This is a genomic window from Blautia acetica (genome assembly GCF_038739805.1).
Taxonomy (GTDB): domain Bacteria; phylum Bacillota; class Clostridia; order Lachnospirales; family Lachnospiraceae; genus Blautia.
The window spans coordinates 32,441-50,868 of the sequence record NZ_JBBEWO010000024.1 but is presented as its reverse complement, the minus strand read 5'-3'; the positions used below and the strand labels follow the sequence as shown (position 1 = coordinate 50,868).

Sequence of the window (18,428 nt, the reverse complement as noted above, 5' to 3'; positions counted from 1 at the left end):
TTGGGGGCAGCTGTAAATGTGGTGCAGTTAGCAGACTTCAGTGCGCCTTCCGGGCGCAAGCAGGTAATATCCCCTTATAGGGGGAGAACATGCCACCCGCTAAGCGGGTGGTCATGACTATCTGGGTAGTTCTGCGATTATAGTAATAGAACGGCAAAGTGGGTGAAAGAAATAACAAAAAGATATAAAAACAATACAAAATAACATGTGAGAAAGAAAAGGTATATGTTAATGTGTATACTATGTAGAAGAAAATCACAGTTTGTTTGTGATTAACGGCGAAAAAGAAAAAGAGAGGAGCAATTTTATGAGCAAGAAAGCAAAATTAACCAAAAAACTTGCTATGTTTTTGGCATTGGTGCTTTGCCTTGGGGACATGTTTCCTGTTACGGTAAAAGCAGAAACAGAAACAAGAAATGTTATGGAAGGGCTTGAGCCCAAAACAAATGCGGGGGAAATCATAAATCCTCTTGCAGCTACAGATGGCAACAAATCGGGAAGCAATGAGGACGGCAATAATACGAAAATTGTTGCTGGAGAAGAGAGGCCGGATACTGAAGATAATGGGTATTCTCAGTGGCAGCCGGTATATCTGCAATACGATTTTGGGGAAATTTATGAACTTAAAGAAATTTCCCTGTATCGTAACACTTATGATAATGCAATATCAACTTTTAAAGAAGTAAAAGTAGAAATTGCATCCAATGAAGAATTTACAGACAGTTATGTCGTATATAAAACAGCAGATGTTGAGGAAAGTGTAGATACAAAAGGACAGGCTCAGACGGTGGTGTTGCCTGAAGGAACAGAGGGAAGATATCTGCGAGTATGGGGAAAAGGCCATTATATACAGAACACGAACAGTGACTGGAAGGGATACAGTAATGGTGTGTTGTTTAATGAGATTGAGGTAAGCGCTGTTGTGCCGATGACAGAGCCGGAGCCGGAACCGGAACCAGAACCGGAACCGGGAGAGGAACTGGTAGATGCAAATATTATGTTAGGATTACAGCCAACTACAAACAGTACACATAAAATTGTAGTGGGGGGACCTACGGTACCGCAGGTACTGATACAGAACCCATCCAGTGCCACAGATGGTATGAAAGCGGGCAGTGATGATGATTCTAATAATACAAAAATTATTGCGGGTACAGAAGCCGGAGGAAATGATAATGGTTATTCAGGATGGGATTCTGTGTATTTGCAGTATGATTTTGGAAAAGAGCGAGATGTAAAAAAGATAGATTTATATCGAAACACCTATCCGGCAGCAGTGTCTACATTTAAAAATGTAAAAGTAGAGTTGGCTTCTACAGCGGATTTTTCAGATAGTGTAGTTGTTTATGAGGAAAACGATTATGAACAAATGGCATCTAATAAAGGGGCTCCGCAGTCTATCGTTCTGGAAAGTCCGGTAAAGGCACAATATATTCGTATCTGGGGAAAAGGTCATTATATTCAAAATACGAACAGTTCCTGGAAAGGATATAGCAATGGTATTTTGTTTAATGAAATCGAGGTCATTGCTTCTATTCCAAAATCTGAACTTCCGACACCACCGCCGGAGGAAGAAGCGAAAAACATTGCAGCTGGAAAAATTCCGTATGTTCGAGGGCTGACACCAACAAATATCGAAGCTATTACAGATGGACAGGTAGATAAAAATTATGCAGTTCATAATAGCCTTGGAAACCGGTGGCTGCAATTTGAATATAGAAACAGCTATTTTATGAAAGAAATTAAGTTTAAACTGGAAGAGGGAAGTTATCAATCTGTAAAAGTGTCCGTTTCTTCATCACCAACGAATGAAGGAGAAGTGGTATTTTATAAAGAAAATTGGACTCAAAGTCCGGATATGACAGTGATAGATTTAGGCGAAGGAAAACTGGGAAAATATGTCCGATTTACAGTAAATAAGGACAGCAGCAGTCCTGCAAAATATTCAGAAATTGAAATCTGGGCAACAGGAAAAAATTTTGATGAATCTAAACCGGAATATGTAGAACCGGAATCTCAATATGATACGCTGGTTTGGTCCGATGAATTTAATGGAGATGTTGTGGATGAATCCAAATGGAATATTATTGACGGAATGGCAAACCATGGAGCTATCTATAACAGAAAAGCGGTAAGTATTAAAAAAGATGGAGAAAACAGTTATTTAGCAATTAATTCTAAAAATTATGAAACAACAGAGCAGTTAATTGAAGCAGTAGGGTGGGATCAATATCAAGATCAGACGTTAAAAAATCATGTTACCTGGTCTTCCGGACGTATTGAATCAAAAAATAAGTTTTCTTTCCAGTTTGGGCGTATGGCCGTTCGTGCGAAACCCAACGATTCTCAAGGTATTTGGCCGGCCATTTGGATGCTTTCCCAGGATGAAACAGGACATGACGAAATCGATGTTCTGGAATATCTTGGACAGGATGCATGGGATGCGTGGACTACGAATCACTTTGGCATTTTAGATAAAGATAAAGGCTCAGATGGTATTTCGACAAAGAATTATGAAGCATGGTGTCAGGATTTTCATGTTTTTGAAGTAGAGTGGAGTCCGGAAATTATTAAATTCTTTATAGATGGCAAACAGGTACACAGCACTACAACTGCAAAGAGTGACGGGCGTGATGGAATGCATACTCGTCCGATGTTTGCAATTCTGGAAACGCAGGTAGGAGATGGATGGGTTGGATCTGTAGATTATACGAAGCAGGAAACAAAACAGGACAGTGATTATCTGGTAGACTGGGTAAGAGTATATCAGACAGCAGATCAGCCGGTTGTACGTTTTGATGACCTGGAAAGTATTGTTGACGGAAAAAATACAGATTATTATATTGCACCGGAATTTTATACAGACGGCTTAGAGGAGTTATCTGACGGTAAAGAAACTTATGAAAATAAAGATAACTTTTACTATGGAGGCCAGCCGAGGTATGAAGATAGCCGGGTTATTGTAAAACAAGGAGCAAAAGAGCAGTTTTTGGTTTATCATATACCGGAGGTGAAAGATGTACATCTGACCGCTTATTATCAGACAATAAAGGGTGTGAAATTCCCGTCTTCTGTTGGCGACCTTAAAGGAAAATCTATGCGTTCCTCTTTAAGGGAGGGTAGTGAAGTGGACTTTAAGATTTACACCTCTGCTGACGGAAATGAGTGGACCGAATTTGGGAATGTTAAGATAGTAGATAATTTTCCAGAACCAAATCCTTCTTATGCAAGGCATACTTTTGATGCTTACGGACTTCCGGAGGGAACAAATTATGTGAAAATTGAGTTTCCGGATTACGAAGGCGCAGAATATACACAGGAGAATGGAGAAATTACGAAAGTCCAGAATACAGATATTCAGTTAGCAAAAGTAACATTTCTTCAGGAAAAAGGAGCGGACATTCCAGAGCCGGAAGTATTGCTGGACGAAATAGAAGTCACAAAGACTCCGAAAAAGACAGAGTATATGGAAGGGGAAGTTTTTGACGCGAAAGGAATGCAGATAACGGCAAAATACAGCGACGGAACAGAAAAAGACGTGACAGAATCCATTGTTTACAGCAAAGAACCATTGAAAACAACCGACAAAGAAATAGAAATATCCTATACGGAAAACGGAGTAACGAAGACAGTAAAACAAAAGATTACGGTAAAGGAAAATCCGAAGCCCGAAGTAACACTGGACGAAATAGAAATCACAAAGACTCCGAAAAAGACAGAGTATATGGAAGGGGAAGTTTTTGATGCGAAAGGAATGCAGATAACGGCAAAATACAGTGACGGAACAGAAAAAGATGTGACAGAATCCATTATCTACAGCAAAGAACCATTGAAAACAACCGACAAAGAAATAGAAATATCCTATACGGAAAACGGAGTAACGAAGACAGTAAAACAAAAGATTACAGTAAAAGCAAAAGAGAATCCGAATCCTCAGCCAGGAGAAATTTTAGAAGTAAAAGTTGTTCCGGGTGAAGCAGAGGTTAAGGCAGGAGAGACTAAGGCATTTACTGTTGAAATTGTAAGCAAAGGAGAAGTGACTAAGGATGTTACTTGGGAGTTATCCGGAAACAAGAGCAGAGAAACAAAAATAAATCAGGAAGGAGTTTTGACAGTCAGTAAAACAGAAACTGCACAGGAAATTAGAGTAAAGGCAATTGCAAAATCAGACAAAAATAAGCACGGAGAAGCTGTTGTTAAAATTAAGAAAAATACTGAAAAAAATCCAATTATAAAACCGTCCAATTCTTCGGGAAGTAATAATAAACCTTCCAAAGGAGTAAAAACTGCAGATGAAATGCAAACGGGAATGTGGGTTATGGCTGTAGCCATAGCAGGGGGTGTTATTCTTACGCTGACGATAAAAAAGAAAAAACATCATTAATTATTTAAAGAAGGACTGCTGTTTTCATACAAAAAAGGTATGGGGACGACAGTCCTTCTTTTTAATTTTTGTATATAGAGTTAGTCCGAAGTTTTCGCCGCTGCATTCTCAGTCATGCGCAGCTTTCGGGCGGCTTCTATTGTGGGGTAAGCTTCTAAATTGGTATGAGGAATAGCTGTGGCGGCTACCATTTCGTGCAGAAAGTTCTCTACCGCACCGAACTGCACATACGTCATCCTGGACAAAAGGTCTGGAATTTTTTCTATCAGGCTTCGGTTCAGAAGCAGTTTGACGGCACCGTTTAGAGACGTGTTTCCTGCCTGATGGATACGTTCCGGGGGAATATCGGGATACATACCGATAGCGACTGCGGATTCTTTATGGATATGAATTCCAAAGGCCCCTGCCATATAGAAATTTTCCACATCGTCTACAGTTAAGCCTATTTGCTGCAGCAGGATTTGTACCATAGTGCTGGCAGCGGCTTTTGCTTTCAAAAACTCTTGAATATCCGTTTCATAGAACCAGAGTTTTGGTCCATAGCACACCGCATATTCCTCTTCGTCGGGTTGCCAGACAATTTTATCTGACATTTCCGGCATCAGTTTTCCTCTGTTATCTACCCAGCCATTGAGATATAATTCTGCGAGTAAATCTACAATTCCGGAGCCGCAGATTCCGGCAGGCGGGACATTGCCCAGGACAGTTAAAGAGAATTCTCCGTGATTTAGACGCACCTGGGTTACGGCGCCTTTAGCTGCCCGCATACCTGTGCGTACGGCTTCACCTTCCAGGGCAGGTCCGGCGGCTCCTGCACCGCAGAGGAGAAAGTCCCGATTACCAATCACCAGCTCTCCGTTTGTTCCCACATCAAAGAATGCCTGAATTCCCTCTTTTTCCTGAATATCGACATCCATAAGACCGCTGATAATATCGCCGCCCAGATAATTGGCTCTGGCAGGAACCAGATATACGGGACAGGAGAGGGGGAGTTCCAAATCGGAAGCAGGACAGAATCCAAGCTGGTCCGCCCATACTGCATAGGGAGAGGCAAAAATGGGAAGAGGGTCTAAGCCTGTGAGAAAATGAATCATGGCATTATTTCCGGAAATTACCATGGCGCCGCACTGGAATACGTCGATATCTGTGCGTTTTTTAATATTTTCCATGCCCTCCAGAATGCTTTTTAAAGTCAGCAGCCGCAGTTCTTCCAGGTGGTCCGGGCGGTCTTTGGTATAAAATATCCGGGACAGAATTTCCAGCCCTTTATCCCGCTGGTGGTTTCTTACGCTTTCCTGGGTCAGAAGTTTTCCTGTATGGCAATCGACCAACTGCAATACAACGGTGGTACTGCCTAAATCCACAGCCAGTCCATAGAGTACAGAAGTGGTATCTCCGGCTTCCAGATTTGTAATAAGCCACTGAGAGCCGTCCCAGCTTAAAGAGACGGTGATTTTCCAGTCGGCCGTTTGGCAGACAGCGGAAAGCTGACGCAGAGATTTTACGGAGAAATGTATAGGCTCATTCAGTTTGGCAAGTGCGTCAGAAACGCGTACTTGTGCGGAACGGGAGTCGTCTTCTGTAGGCGGTATCAGTTCCAGATATTCTTTTCGGCATAATCCAGTCATGGGTTTTCCTCCAGTCATTTATTTCAGTCATTTATTTCAGTCGTTTTTCCAGTGCAGATAATTATTTATATCTCTATTTTGCATATCTTCCGGGAAGAAGTCAAGGGAAATGAAGCCCTACCGCCTTCGATTGACCTGCGCCAGTTCCTGTCGGTATTCTTTAGGCGTCCTGTGCATATATTTTTTGAAAATTTTCGTAAAATAATTCACATCTGCAATCCCGCAGTACTGCGCGATATTCTGAATCTGCATAGAAGTAGAATTCAGAAGAAATACCGCATTTTCAACTCTTTTCTTGTTGACATAATCCGTGAGCGTCATACCTGTTTCTTTCTTGAACAGAGTAGAAAGATAGCTTGCATTTACATTGAGAAACCTGGCCTGTGCTTTCAGGCTTAAATCCGCAGTCAAATCCGAATCAATCCGGGTGAGTGTTTTTTGTACAAGGAGAGAAAATCCCTTCATGGAATGGTTTTTCACAAGCAGACAATATTTGTGAACCATTTCTTTTTGCAGAGCCGGACCGCCGTCGGGGGAAGTAATCTGTTCAATTTTCCGGGCAAATTTTGCGGACAGGTTATCAATGTGCAAAGGGTGTACACCCCCCTGCTCTGCAGCCTTTCTCAAAAGTGTGTTCAGAATAATACAGTAATTTTTAATATTTCGCACCGGGTCGGCCAGCCGCTGCTCTAAAAGGAGAAAATTGTTGCTGGAAAGAGCTGTTTCTGCATTGTGCATAAGTCCCTGGGAAACCATGTGAAGCAGATGGTTTTCAGAGGCATAGCGTTTCTCCAGAACCTGTATACTGAGAAAAGCTTCTTCCGGTTCCCGGAAATCCGAGTCTGAGGTCACCGGAACCACACGTTCTGTCAGTGTGTTTTCTATGTATTCTACAGAAAAGTTTTCCGTGTTTTCCCAGATTTTTTCCCCAAAAGTGGTAGTGATTGCAAACAGCGTTTCCTCGTCTGTTAAAAAGGGCAGGTCGGAATAGTACTTGTTTATCTGAGTGAATTGCTTGGGATAGAGGGATAATTCTTCTGCAAAATTCAACAGCGTTTGCCGATTTATTTTATGGTTTACATAAGGACCGATAAGCAGGTATAAAAATTTGTCTTGTGTATCCGGAAGCTGCATGCAGATGTAATTGCACATATATTGGTCTTGTATGCGGAAAATCGTATTTGGGGTATTCAGACGCTGCAGGGCAGGTGTGAGAAATCGTGTATAATCTCTTTCATTATAGAGCAGGCTGCGAAGTCCCAGGTCAAAAACGGGCAGAGTATGGGGGATACCGCTTGCAGGCGCCTCTATGACCGTGAAGTTGATGTATAGGTTTTTTAGAAGATTTTTCAAAAAAGCAAATTCTGCATCGTAAAACATAACATTCCTCCATAGAAAAATTTTCTTATATTATCGTAAAATATTTAGTAAAATACAAGTATATATAAAAATTATCATGGAATAAATAAAAATATTACTAACAGAAAATAGGAAAAGCCATTAATATAAGAAATATAAAACCGTTGCGAAAGGAGTATGTAAAATGGCAGAAAGAATCAAATTGGAAGTTGGCGGACTGCAGGCACTTCGCCAGATGAACCCCATGTTAATGAGCTATAATGTAGAATTTGCAGAGGTAACAGGAGGAACCTTCTGGAAAGCCTACACACCGGGACAGATTGCAGGTACAGAGGAGTTTTATGTAGAACCTACCACAGAGGGAATTGCAGCGATGTACCGGGATTTGATGCAGGTATATGCGCCGATCAATCTGTATGACGAAAAACTGCGCAAACTGGCAAAGGAACTGGGACCGGTATGGGTGCGTGTGTCCGGCACCTGGGCAACAAAAACATATTATGATTTTGACGGAACCACCAACGGAAAAGTTCCGGAAGGATACTTAAATGTGCTGACAAAAGAACAGTGGATTGGTGTTCTGGATTTTGTAAAAGAAATCGGTGCAAAACTGATTGTGTCTGTTGCCAACTGTCCGGGACTGCACAGTGCAGACGAGCCATGGACACCGGTGGAAGCAGAGAAACTGTTTGGACTGAGTAAAGAATATGGTGTGCCTATTGACGCGGCAGAGTTTGCAAATGAGCCGAACATGATGGCTGATACAGGATTCCCGAAGGGATACACACCGGCAGATTACAGAAGAGACCAGGATTTATTCTTTGCATGGCTGAAAGAAAATTATCCGGAATGTATTTGTGTGGGACCAAGCACCACTGGCGGAGATAACATTCAGTTCGGAAAAGGCAGCAGTGACAAAACCGCAGGCGGCGTAGAGCAGATTGCAGAAGAAACCTGTGACTGTGCAGATTTAATGGAAGGTACAAAAGTACCACTGGACGTATTCAGCTACCATTATTACAACGGAGTATCTGAGCGCCTTGCATCCGTAATGCCAAGCGCACACTGGGACGCATCTGAGGCCAACAGTGAGGAGTATCTGGCAACCGCTATGGAATTTGCCCGCACTTATGTACCTCTGCGTGACAAGTATGTACCGGACGCTGAGATGTGGGTAACAGAATCCGGAGACGCTGGCGGCGGCGGGGATACCTGGGCATCTACTTACCTGGATGTTATGAGAACTCTGAACGAACTGGCTGGATTTTCCACCATTACAAACGGTGTGATTTTCCACAATACACTGGCAAGCAGTGACTACGGTTTTCTTGCAAGAGAAGTTTTTGATCCAAGACCAAATTACTTTGCCGTACTCCTTTGGAATCGTCTGATGGGAGCGACTGTATTTGATACAAAAGAACCGGTACGCTACGGTGCTCATGTATATGCACACAGCCGCAAGGACGGAAAAGAAGGGCTGGTATATCTGGTTATCAACAACAGTCTGGAAGAAGCAACACAGGTAGAACTTCCAAAAGAAGCGGAAGTTTACATGCTGGCCGGGGAAGGCGGCAATATGAGAGCTTCCGTTATGACCTTAAACGGAACTCCGCTGGTACTGGGCGAGAACAATGAAGTTCCGGCTATGGACCCGGTAAAGGCAGAGGGAATGCTGGAAGTAGCGCCAGGTTCCTGTGCATTTATCGTTTTATAAAACTGAAAAGACACTTCATGTAAAGGCCCTTTCCGGGTGAACAGGCGAAGGAGAAATGCTTGTTTCCCGGAAGGGGCTGTTTTTTGTACATCTTCTGTTTTGGAATTGGATATACCAGATACCAAATGTCAAAGAAATCCCAAATTTTTTATAAATACGCTTAAATACCGATTAAATCACCCAAAATAAGCGGAAAGATTGACAAAAACACAAGCAGAATATATAATGACAAAATAATAACAATCTTCTGGTATAACCAGATTGGAAGGTGAGGTGAAAGAATGAAAGAGTTTAAGGTAATTGAAGTCAAGAGAAGTATCTTTGAGGACAATGCTGCAGACGCGGCCAGACTTCGGGAAACGCTCAGAGAGCAGAAAACTTTTCTGCTGAATCTGATGTCGTCTCCGGGGGCAGGGAAAACCAGTACGCTAAAGCGAACGATTTCCATGCTGAAGGAGGAAATGCAAATCGGTGTTATGGAGGCAGATATTGATTCAGATGTGGATGCGCAGAGCATTTTGGAAACCGGGGCAAAGGCTATCCAGATTCATACCGGGGGTATGTGCCATCTGGACGCGGATATGACCCGGCAGGGACTTCTGGAATTCGGTACACAAGATTTGGATTTGCTGGTGCTGGAGAATGTGGGCAACCTGGTATGTCCGGCAGAATTCGATACAGGCGCATGTAAAAATGCCATGATTCTGTCTGTGCCGGAGGGACATGATAAACCACTGAAATATCCCCTGATGTTTTCCGTGTGTGATGTAGTTTTGATTAACAAAACAGATGTGCTGCCCTATTTTGATTTTGATATGGAAAAATGCAGGGCGTATATTCAGAAGCGAAATCCAAAGGCAAGGGTAATTCCGATTTCGGCAAAGACCGGGGAAGGCTTTGACGAATGGACAGACTGGCTGCGCCGGGAAACAGCGGACTGGACAAAGGGACAGTAAAAAGCAAAAGGATAAAGAAGTAATAGAAAAAGAAAGAGGGTAAGACAAATGTTGTTTCAAATTTACGGAGAAAATGCGGGCTGGCAGCTTTTTGGCTGGCTCATGGTATTTGTATGTCTGATTTTAGTCAATGAAATCGCGCGCCGTTCCAAGGTGGGAGGAATTTTCTGTTTCCTGATTCTTCCGGCAGCGCTGACGGTTTATTTTATTGCTATTCAGGTTGGCGCAGCAAACGGCGCCGAATGGGCACTGAACAATGACACTTATGTACATATGAACGGCTGGTTCCACTATGCCAAACTCTATGCGGCAACGGCAGGCTGTATTGGTTTTATGATGTTAAAGTATCGCTGGGGAATCGGAAAAAAAGAATGGTTTAAGGTGTTCCCTTTTGCAATTGTAGCAATTAATATTCTCATTGCTGTAGGCAGTGATTTTGAATCCGGTGTCCGCGGCGCCATGGCTTTGGCTTCTCAGGGGGACCGCTGGTGGCTTTCCTCTGAAAATGTATGGCTTTACGGCGGCTGGTGGAACTGGGTCAATGGTATTGCGGGAATTCTCAATATTTTCTGTATGACTGGCTGGATGGGAATTTACGTTTCCAAAAAGAAACACGATATGCTGTGGCCGGATATGACCTGGTGCTTTATTGTTGCTTATGACATCTGGAATTTTGCCTATACCTATAACAATCTGCCCACACACACCTGGTATTGCGGTGTAGCCCTGCTTTTGGCGCCGACTTTTGCGGCTATGCTGTGGAATAAGGGGGGCTGGATTCAGAATCGTGCCAACACACTGGCGCTGTGGTGTATGTTTGCCCAGGTGTTCCCATTGTTCCAGGAGCAGGGGAAATTTGCGGTGCTTCCGGTGCTGTATAAGGATGGCGTTATGGACGCAGCGGTCCGCCCGACAGCAGTGAATCCAACTATGCAGGGGGTTATTGCGATTCTGGCGCTGGCGGCAAATGTGATTTGTCTTGCTGTGGTTATTAAACGGGCCAAAGAGCAGAAAAAGAACCCTTACACAAACGAAATTTTTACAGACCAGAGAGATTTCAAACTTGCTATGGCAAGAGCAGAGAAAGAATAAAAACGATATGAAGAAGGAGATTGAACTATGGCAGATTCCCTGTTTCCTAATCCGCACCCGGAAGAACCGTTTCGGGAGCCTGTTGCCAAACTGGCAAAAATGATTACAGACAGAGCCCCTGTTGTACTTGGTATTGAGAAAATCACAAAGGAATCCCCGGAATATATCGGGCTTTCCGCTTTGTGTACGGACGAAATGGCAGAAATTGCCTTAAAAATGGGAAAACGCAAACCCAGAACTCTTGAAGATATGGTAAAAATCACCGGAAAAGATAAGACATATCTGGAAGATATGCTGCAGAAACTGGCAGTTAACGGTGTCATTGAATACAACTGGGAAAATCCCAGGCACGAAAAGCAGTATGTGCTTCCTATGTTTGTGCCGGGCAGTGCAGAATTTGCAAACATGAACGAGGATATTTTGCGGGAACATCCGGAGATGGGACGGTTCTTTGAGCGTATGAGCCGTGTGCCTCTGGAAAAAATCACCCATATGGTGCCTCCCGGCGGAGCGGGTATCGGCATGCACGTTATTCCTGTGGAAAAAGCAATTCAGATGGAAAACCAGTCTGTGTCTGTGGAACATATTTCTCACTGGCTGGACAAATACGAGGGTAAATATGCGGCAAGTCCCTGTTCCTGCCGCCGTTCCCGCAAAACCTTTGACGAGGGCTGTGCAGACGACCCGGAAGGCTGGTGCATTGCTGTGGGAGATATGGCAGATTATGTGGTGGAAACCAATAAAGGAGGACGCTACATTACCAGAGAGGAAGTTATGGACATTCTGAAAGTGGCAGAGGAAAACGGATTTGTACACCAGATTACCAACATTGACGGAGAAAATAAGATTTTCGCTATCTGCAACTGTAATGTAAACGTGTGTTATGCTCTGCGTACTTCCCAGCTTTTCAATACGCCGAATATGTCTCGTTCCGCTTATGTGGCCCATGTGAAAACAGAAAACTGCGTGGCCTGCGGACGTTGTGTGGAATACTGTCCGGCAGGCGCAGTGAAACTGGGGCAGAAGTTGTGTAAAAAGGACGGCAGTAAAGTAGAATATCCAAAGCAGCCACTTCCTTCCCAGGTTCCCTGGGGACCCCATATGTGGACAGAAGACTATCGGGACAAAAACCGTATCAACTGCTATGACACCGGAACCGCGCCGTGCAAAACCGCCTGTCCTGCGCATATTGCCATTCAGGGATATCTGAAAATGGCGGCACAGGGAAGATATACAGACGCGCTGGCACTGATTAAGAAGGAAAATCCATTCCCGGCAGTGTGCGGACGTATCTGCAACCGCAGATGTGAAGACGCATGTACCAGAGGAACCATTGACGAGGCTGTTGCTATTGATGAAGTGAAGCGTTTTATTGCGGAACAGGATTTAAAGGCAGAGACCAGATACATACCGAAGAAAGTCGTGCCTTCTTTGAAAGGAGAATTTTCGGAAAAAATCGCTATTATCGGAGGCGGTCCGGCAGGATTATCCTGTGCGTTCTATTTGGCTGAAAAAGGTTATAAGCCTACCGTTTTTGAGAAGAATCAGAAAGCCGGCGGCATGCTGGTCTATGGAATTCCTTCTTTCAAGCTGGAAAAAGACGTGGTGCAGGCAGAAATTGATATTATCAAAGAAATGGGCGTAGAAATCAGAACCGGTGTAGAAGTGGGAAGGGATATTACTCTGGACGAACTTCGCGCACAGGGGTATCAGGCATTTTACATTGCTATTGGCTGTCAGGGCGGAAGGCTGCCGGGTATACCGGGACAGAACGCAGACGGAGTGATGACAGCGGTGGATTTCCTGCGGGCTGCAGGCGAAGATAATACCTATGCGGTTTCCGGCAAAACGGTAGTTGTAGGCGGCGGAAACGTAGCCATTGATGTGGCAAGAACCAGTATGCGCTGCGGTGCAGACGGCGTTTCTATGTACTGTCTGGAGAGTCGGGAGATGATGCCTGCATCCGAAGAAGAAATTCAGGAAGCAGAGGAAGAAAAGGTATCCATTCACTGTGGATGGGGACCAAAGGAAATTCTCACAGAGAACGGCAAAGTGAAGGGTATTGTGTTCAAAAAATGTGTATCCGTAAAAGATCCGGACGGCCGCTTTAACCCCAGGTATGACGAAAGTGAAACCATGACCGTGGAATGTGACCATGTGTTTATGAGCGTAGGCCAGAGTATTCTCTGGGGCGATTTGTTAAAAAATGAGAAAGTGGAACTGGGAAGAGGAAACGGTGCAGTGGCAGACGCTGTGACGTATCAGACCGCGCAGCCGGATGTTTTTGTGGGCGGAGATGTGTATACAGGACCGAAATTTGCCATTGATGCCATTGCAGCAGGAAAGGAAGGCGCCGTGTCCATTCACCGCTTTGTGCAGCCTCACAGCAGTCTGACTATCGGACGAAACCGCAGACAGTTTGTGGAACTTGATAAGCAGGATGTTCTGGTGGAAGAGTACGACAATTCCAGCCGTCAGACTCCGGGATATGATAAGAATATTGACCGGAAAACTTTTTTCCGGGAAGCAAGGCAGAGCTTTACCGAAGAACAGGTGAAAAAAGAAACGGCCAGATGTCTGGGCTGCGGCGCTTCCGTAGTAGATGAAAACAAATGTATCGGCTGCGGCATCTGTACTACAAAGTGCGAATTTGACGCTATTCACCTGTACCGGGAAAATCCGGAGTGCAGCACTATGAGAAAGAGTGAAGATAAGCTGAAATACATTCTTCCATACGGGGCAAAGCAGGCTATTAAGATTAAGTTCTCCAAAAAGAAATAAGACAGAGGAAGAAATCATGCATGAACTTGGAGTTGTTTTCCATGTAATAAAAACTGTGGAGGAAGCGGCGAAAGAGAACCGGCTTACAGAAATAGAGGCGGTCACTCTTCAGATTGGAGAGGTTTCCGGTGTGGTGGAATCCTATCTCCGGAACTGCTGGAAATGGGCCGTGGAGAAGAGGAGCGAAATATTAAAAGACAGTGCTCTTGTGGTAGAACAGATTCCGGCAGTGACTTACTGTGAGGATTGTGAAAAAACGTATCCCACGGTAGAGCACGGCAAGATTTGCCCTTTCTGCGGCAGCGAGCACACATACCTGCAGCAGGGAAATGAATTTTTAATAAAGGAAATCAGCGGGTGCTGATAAAAAATACAAAACAACAGGCTATCGCATTGCTTCTGCATGTGATAGCCTGTTGCGTTAAGTTCGATTTTGTTATTCGTAGTAAATCTTTCTGTTTCCGTCAATGCTTTCTCTTACGGATTTGTCTATCCAGGAAACGGCGCCGTTTAGGTCCCGGTTTTTTAGAAAAGTCCAGAGTTTATAGGTGTTTTCGTATAGAGCAGGTATGCCGTACAGAATACAGAAGCGTTCCCACAGGGAAGTCACCGCTACTTTGAAGGAGCAGAAAATCAGGGGAATCAGGGTGTTTCCGGAGAGCAGGGCAAATTCGTGCTGGAAGTCATAGGCAGCGCGCACGGCCTGGTCGATGGTCTGAGCAGCGCCCAGACGTTCTACGATTTCCCCCAGAGAGGCAATTTCTTCGTCTGTGATACGCTCTGCGCACAAGGTTGCAGCCAGGGTGTCCAGGGCAATGCGGACTTCCAGAATTGAGCGTACCTCTTCTTCCCGCAGGCGCCCGCCGTTATAGTTCATAATAGCCAGCAGGGTTTCTACTGTGCCGTTTCTCCTGTAATCTGCCACATAAGTGCCGCTTCGCGGCTTCACCACCAGAAATCCTTTCTTTTCCAAATCAGAAATGCCGCCGTTTACTACAGCGCGGCTGACCTGCATTTCCTGGGCCAGCTGCCGTTCCGGGGGCAGCTTTTCTCCTACAGGCAGTTTTCCCGATAAAATCATCTGTTCTAATTGTTGTACAAAAAGTTCCCGAAGAGAGGGAGAACTGATTTTTTCAAACTCCATGAGAATCCTCCTTTTCCAGAAATGGCTTAAACATTCGGTAAAACAAAAGGGAATTGATGTAAGCAGTCAGCCCAAATCCGAAGAAAAACCAGCAGCAGGCATACAGGGGCATTAGTTTCAAATCCTGATAAGTCATATACATAGGCAAAATGGAAAGCACCGCAATGGCCAGAGTGGAGGGAAAATGCATAAAGGCAAAGACGAAAGCATTTTTCACCAGATTCAGAGTTGTGTTGGCAAAGGCGGCGATGACCGGAAAAATGTACAGGAAAAAGAGAACGAGAAGTCCTGCAATTCCCAGTGAAACATAAAAAAGTACGTTTGCTGCCGGGCTGGCGCTGCTTTGCAGAAAGTTTATATTTAAAACCAATATCAGCGCGCCTGCCAGAAGACAGAGCCAGACAACCAGGGACTGGATAAAGTTTTCCTTAAAAGCCCGAAAAAACGTTTTGACCGTCCCGTTGTTGTTTCCTTTTACTGTGCGGAGCATGCAGTGGTAAAGGGCTGTGAGAGCAGGCCCTATGGTGATAACGGGAATACAACACAGGATAAACAGCAGATTGGCAATGATAATATCTCCGATTTTGTTGAGAAAAATATGGACGGGATTTTCTTCGTTCAGTAAATTCATAAGCGGTCCTTTCCGGCAAAAGCCATAAATTCTATGAGGTATTCTAGCATTAATCCGTGGGAAATGCAAAGAAAATCTCCTGTAAAAGTAAAAGGAAGAGCGGGCAGAAAGAAAAATATGGAAAAATGAGAAGGTATTTATGGAAAAATGGAAGAAAAGTTGCAATGAATACAAAAGTATAGGGGAAAATGATGAAGGAGATAAAGAAAAATGGTTATTAAAAAAAGGAAAAAAGAAAATATACTGGGAAAAAGACGCATGAAAAAGAAAAAGATGACAAAAAATTACGCAATATGCACAAATAAATAACATTTTTCCATATATGCAGAACATATATCCATTTAACATAATTCCATGTGCAATTATAATAACCATATCAGCCAACAAGAGATAAAAAGTTGGTAATATGACGAAAAATCATTAAAGGAGGAAGAAAGTATGAAGTTTAAGAAAGTGATGGCATTGGTGTTGGCAAGTGCAATGGTATTCTCCATGGCAGCCTGCGGCGGTGACAGCGGCTCATCCGGGGAGACAAAGAAAGAAGATTCCGGTGACAGCGGTGAATCCGACGGCGGTGAATTATCTGTTTCTATCTGGGATACAAATCAGGAGCCGGGCCTGAAGGAGATTCTGGCAGATTTTACAGAAGAGACAGGCATTAAGACAAAACTTACTGTTGTAAAATGGGACGAGTATTGGACCATGCTGGAAGCAGGTGCACAGGGCGGTTCTCTTCCGGACGTATTCTGGATGCACTCCAATGAAAGTGAAAGATATATGTCTAATGACATGCTTCTGGATTTGACTGATAAGATTGCAGAAAGCGATAAAATTGACCCGGAAAACTATCCGGAAGATATCTGGGGACTGTATACCTATGATGACAAATATTATGCAGTGCCTAAGGATGTAGATACTATTGCATTGTGGTATAACAAAACCATGTTTGACGAAGCGGGTCTGGCCTATCCGACAGCTGACTGGACATGGGATGACGTATCCGAAGCAGCCAAGAAGCTGACAAAGGATGACGGCAGCCAATACGGTCTTGCGGTGAGAAACGATAACAACCAGGCCGGATATTACAATCTGGTATATGATAACGGCGGATATATTATCAACGAGGATAAGACAAAATCAGGCTGGGATGACCCGAAAACGATTGAAGCTATGAAGACTCTGGAAGGCTGGATTAAAGACGGTGTAATGCCTTCTATTGAAACAATGTCTGAGAACGGCGAAGATGTGCTCTTCCAGTCCGGAAAAGCAGCCATGGTTCTCCAGGGCTCCTGGATGGTTGCCGCTTACAGAGATAATGAATATACAGCTGCAAACTGTGACCTGGTAGAACTTCCGAAAAATGCGGAAACAGGCAGAAGAGCTTCTGTATACAACGGACTTGGATGGGCAGCAGCTGCAAATGGTGAGCATACAGAAGAAGCATGGAAGCTGTTGGAATATCTGGGTTCTGAAGAGGCACAGAAAAAACAGGCAGAGCTTGGTGTTACCATGTCTGCATACAAAGGAACTTCTGATGCATGGGCAAAATCTGCTGACTTTAATCTTCAGGCATACTTAAACATGATGGATGATATGGAAATCAGACCGTATTCCAAGACAACAGTAACCTGGGAAAACGAAGACAATGAAATCTTAAAGAGCGTTTATACAGGTGAAAAGACCATGGAAGAGGCTTGTAAGGAAATGGCTGACCAGATGAACGAAAAACTGGCAGAAGAAGGAAATTAAGCTTCGGCGTAAAATTTTAAGCAGATGATAGACAAACCAGGGCTGTCGCACTCATATGCGGCAGCCCTATGTTAAAAAGGAGTGATTTGCGTGGCAAAAAAAGGAAAATCCGCACACACGGGCAGACGCAGAAGTGAATTTTTGTGGGGGTGGCTGTTTATTCTCCCGACCATAATTGGATTGATTATTCTGAATATTATCCCTATCTTCCAGACCGTGTACCAGAGCTTTTTCAAGACGGGAGATTTTGGTAAGGGAAATATTTTTATTGGATTTGAAAATTATACAAAGGTTTTTGGAGATGCAGAAATATGGCAGGCTCTGCTGAATACCTTTAAGTATGCAATTATAGAAGTACCGTTTTCGATTATTCTTGCACTGGTGCTGGCTGTGCTTCTCAACCGCAAGATGAAGGGTCGTTCCGTATACAGAACCATTATCTTTCTTCCCATGGTTGCAGCTCCGGCAGCAGTTGCTATGGTATGGAGATGGCTGTTTAACTCCGATTTCGGACTTTTAAACAACATTTTTCATTTGAACGTAAAATGGGTTTCAGACCCGAAGATAGCAGTGTATTCTATTGCAGTTATCGGTGTCTGGTCTATTCTGGGCTATAATATGGTGCTGTTCCTGTCAGGACTGCAGGAAATTCCTCATGACTATTATGAAGCGGCGGAACTGGACGGAGCAACGGGAATTAAGAGCTTTTTCCACATTACCGTGCCGCTGCTGTCCCCCACCATTTTCTTTGTACTGGTGACCCGTGTCATTGGTTCTCTGCAGGTATTTGACCTGATTTATATGGTTATGGATAAGAGTAACCCGGCTCTGGAAAAAACGCAGTCTTTGGTATACCTGTTCTATAAATATGCATTTATCAATAAGAACATGGGATACGGGGCAACGATTGTTGTGGTGCTTCTTGTAATTACGATGATTATTACTGCATTCCAGATGATTGGACAGAAAAAATGGGTATTTTATAATTAA

At 43.8% G+C, this 18,428-nt stretch carries 13 protein-coding genes; 9 read left to right on the top strand and 4 right to left on the bottom strand.

The window, feature by feature from the left end; all coding sequences use genetic code 11:
• The first annotated feature begins 307 nt into the window (after positions 1 to 307).
• The gene (locus WBS51_RS13580) at positions 308 to 4,384 is read left to right on the top strand and encodes a family 16 glycosylhydrolase (protein WP_294462123.1); all 4,077 of its coding nucleotides are present in this window, start codon (positions 308 to 310) and stop codon (positions 4,382 to 4,384) included.
• A gap of 80 nt (positions 4,385 to 4,464) precedes the next feature.
• On the opposite strand, the gene WBS51_RS13575 is transcribed toward WBS51_RS13580, so the two are convergent.
• Positions 4,465 to 6,012 (bottom strand): ASKHA domain-containing protein, encoded by a 1,548-nt coding sequence (locus WBS51_RS13575; RefSeq protein WP_294462125.1) that lies wholly within the window; start codon positions 6,010 to 6,012, stop codon positions 4,465 to 4,467.
• Positions 6,013 to 6,129: 117 nt separating this feature from the next.
• A complete protein-coding gene (locus WBS51_RS13570; protein WP_291681127.1) occupies positions 6,130 to 7,392 on the bottom strand; it encodes an AraC family transcriptional regulator in 1,263 nt (420 codons plus the stop codon).
• Between the two features lie 163 nt (positions 7,393 to 7,555).
• On the opposite strand from WBS51_RS13570, the gene WBS51_RS13565 reads away from it, so the two are divergent.
• From WBS51_RS13565 to WBS51_RS13545, 5 genes are all read left to right on the top strand, one after another.
• On the top strand, positions 7,556 to 9,085 hold the full coding sequence (locus WBS51_RS13565; protein WP_294462128.1) for a beta-glucuronidase: 1,530 nt from the start codon (positions 7,556 to 7,558) through the stop codon (positions 9,083 to 9,085).
• Positions 9,086 to 9,366: 281 nt separating this feature from the next.
• Positions 9,367 to 10,041: a hydrogenase nickel incorporation protein HypB gene (gene hypB, locus WBS51_RS13560; protein ID WP_342694100.1), complete on the top strand. Its 675-nt coding sequence runs from the start codon at positions 9,367 to 9,369 to the stop codon at positions 10,039 to 10,041.
• Between the two features lie 48 nt (positions 10,042 to 10,089).
• Positions 10,090 to 11,133: a DUF5692 family protein gene (locus WBS51_RS13555; RefSeq protein ID WP_294462131.1), complete on the top strand. Its 1,044-nt coding sequence runs from the start codon at positions 10,090 to 10,092 to the stop codon at positions 11,131 to 11,133.
• Between the two features lie 27 nt (positions 11,134 to 11,160).
• Positions 11,161 to 13,914 (top strand): FAD-dependent oxidoreductase, encoded by a 2,754-nt coding sequence (locus WBS51_RS13550; RefSeq protein WP_294462136.1) that lies wholly within the window; start codon positions 11,161 to 11,163, stop codon positions 13,912 to 13,914.
• A gap of 16 nt (positions 13,915 to 13,930) precedes the next feature.
• Positions 13,931 to 14,278 (top strand): hydrogenase maturation nickel metallochaperone HypA, encoded by a 348-nt coding sequence (locus WBS51_RS13545; protein ID WP_173749237.1) that lies wholly within the window; start codon positions 13,931 to 13,933, stop codon positions 14,276 to 14,278.
• 72 nt (positions 14,279 to 14,350) lie between these two features.
• On the opposite strand, the gene WBS51_RS13540 is transcribed toward WBS51_RS13545, so the two are convergent.
• Together WBS51_RS13540 and WBS51_RS13535 are read right to left on the bottom strand one after the other, a co-directional pair.
• Positions 14,351 to 15,058 (bottom strand): FadR/GntR family transcriptional regulator, encoded by a 708-nt coding sequence (locus WBS51_RS13540; protein WP_173749238.1) that lies wholly within the window; start codon positions 15,056 to 15,058, stop codon positions 14,351 to 14,353.
• Entirely contained in the window at positions 15,048 to 15,689 is a 642-nt protein-coding gene (locus tag WBS51_RS13535) for a YesL family protein (RefSeq protein WP_173749239.1), read from the bottom strand. Before WBS51_RS13535 ends, WBS51_RS13540 begins: the two co-directional genes overlap by 11 nt.
• 139 nt (positions 15,690 to 15,828) lie before the next feature.
• Between WBS51_RS13535 and WBS51_RS13530 the strand changes: the two genes are divergently transcribed.
• The 3 genes from WBS51_RS13530 (at position 15,829) to WBS51_RS13520 (ending at position 18,428) form a co-directional block, all read left to right on the top strand.
• A complete protein-coding gene (locus WBS51_RS13530; protein WP_291681130.1) occupies positions 15,829 to 15,951 on the top strand; it encodes a hypothetical protein in 123 nt (40 codons plus the stop codon).
• Between the two features lie 176 nt (positions 15,952 to 16,127).
• The gene (locus tag WBS51_RS13525; RefSeq protein ID WP_291681131.1) at positions 16,128 to 17,438 is read left to right on the top strand and encodes an ABC transporter substrate-binding protein; all 1,311 of its coding nucleotides are present in this window, start codon (positions 16,128 to 16,130) and stop codon (positions 17,436 to 17,438) included.
• Positions 17,439 to 17,522: 84 nt separating this feature from the next.
• Positions 17,523 to 18,428 (top strand): carbohydrate ABC transporter permease, encoded by a 906-nt coding sequence (locus WBS51_RS13520; RefSeq protein ID WP_291681143.1) that lies wholly within the window; start codon positions 17,523 to 17,525, stop codon positions 18,426 to 18,428.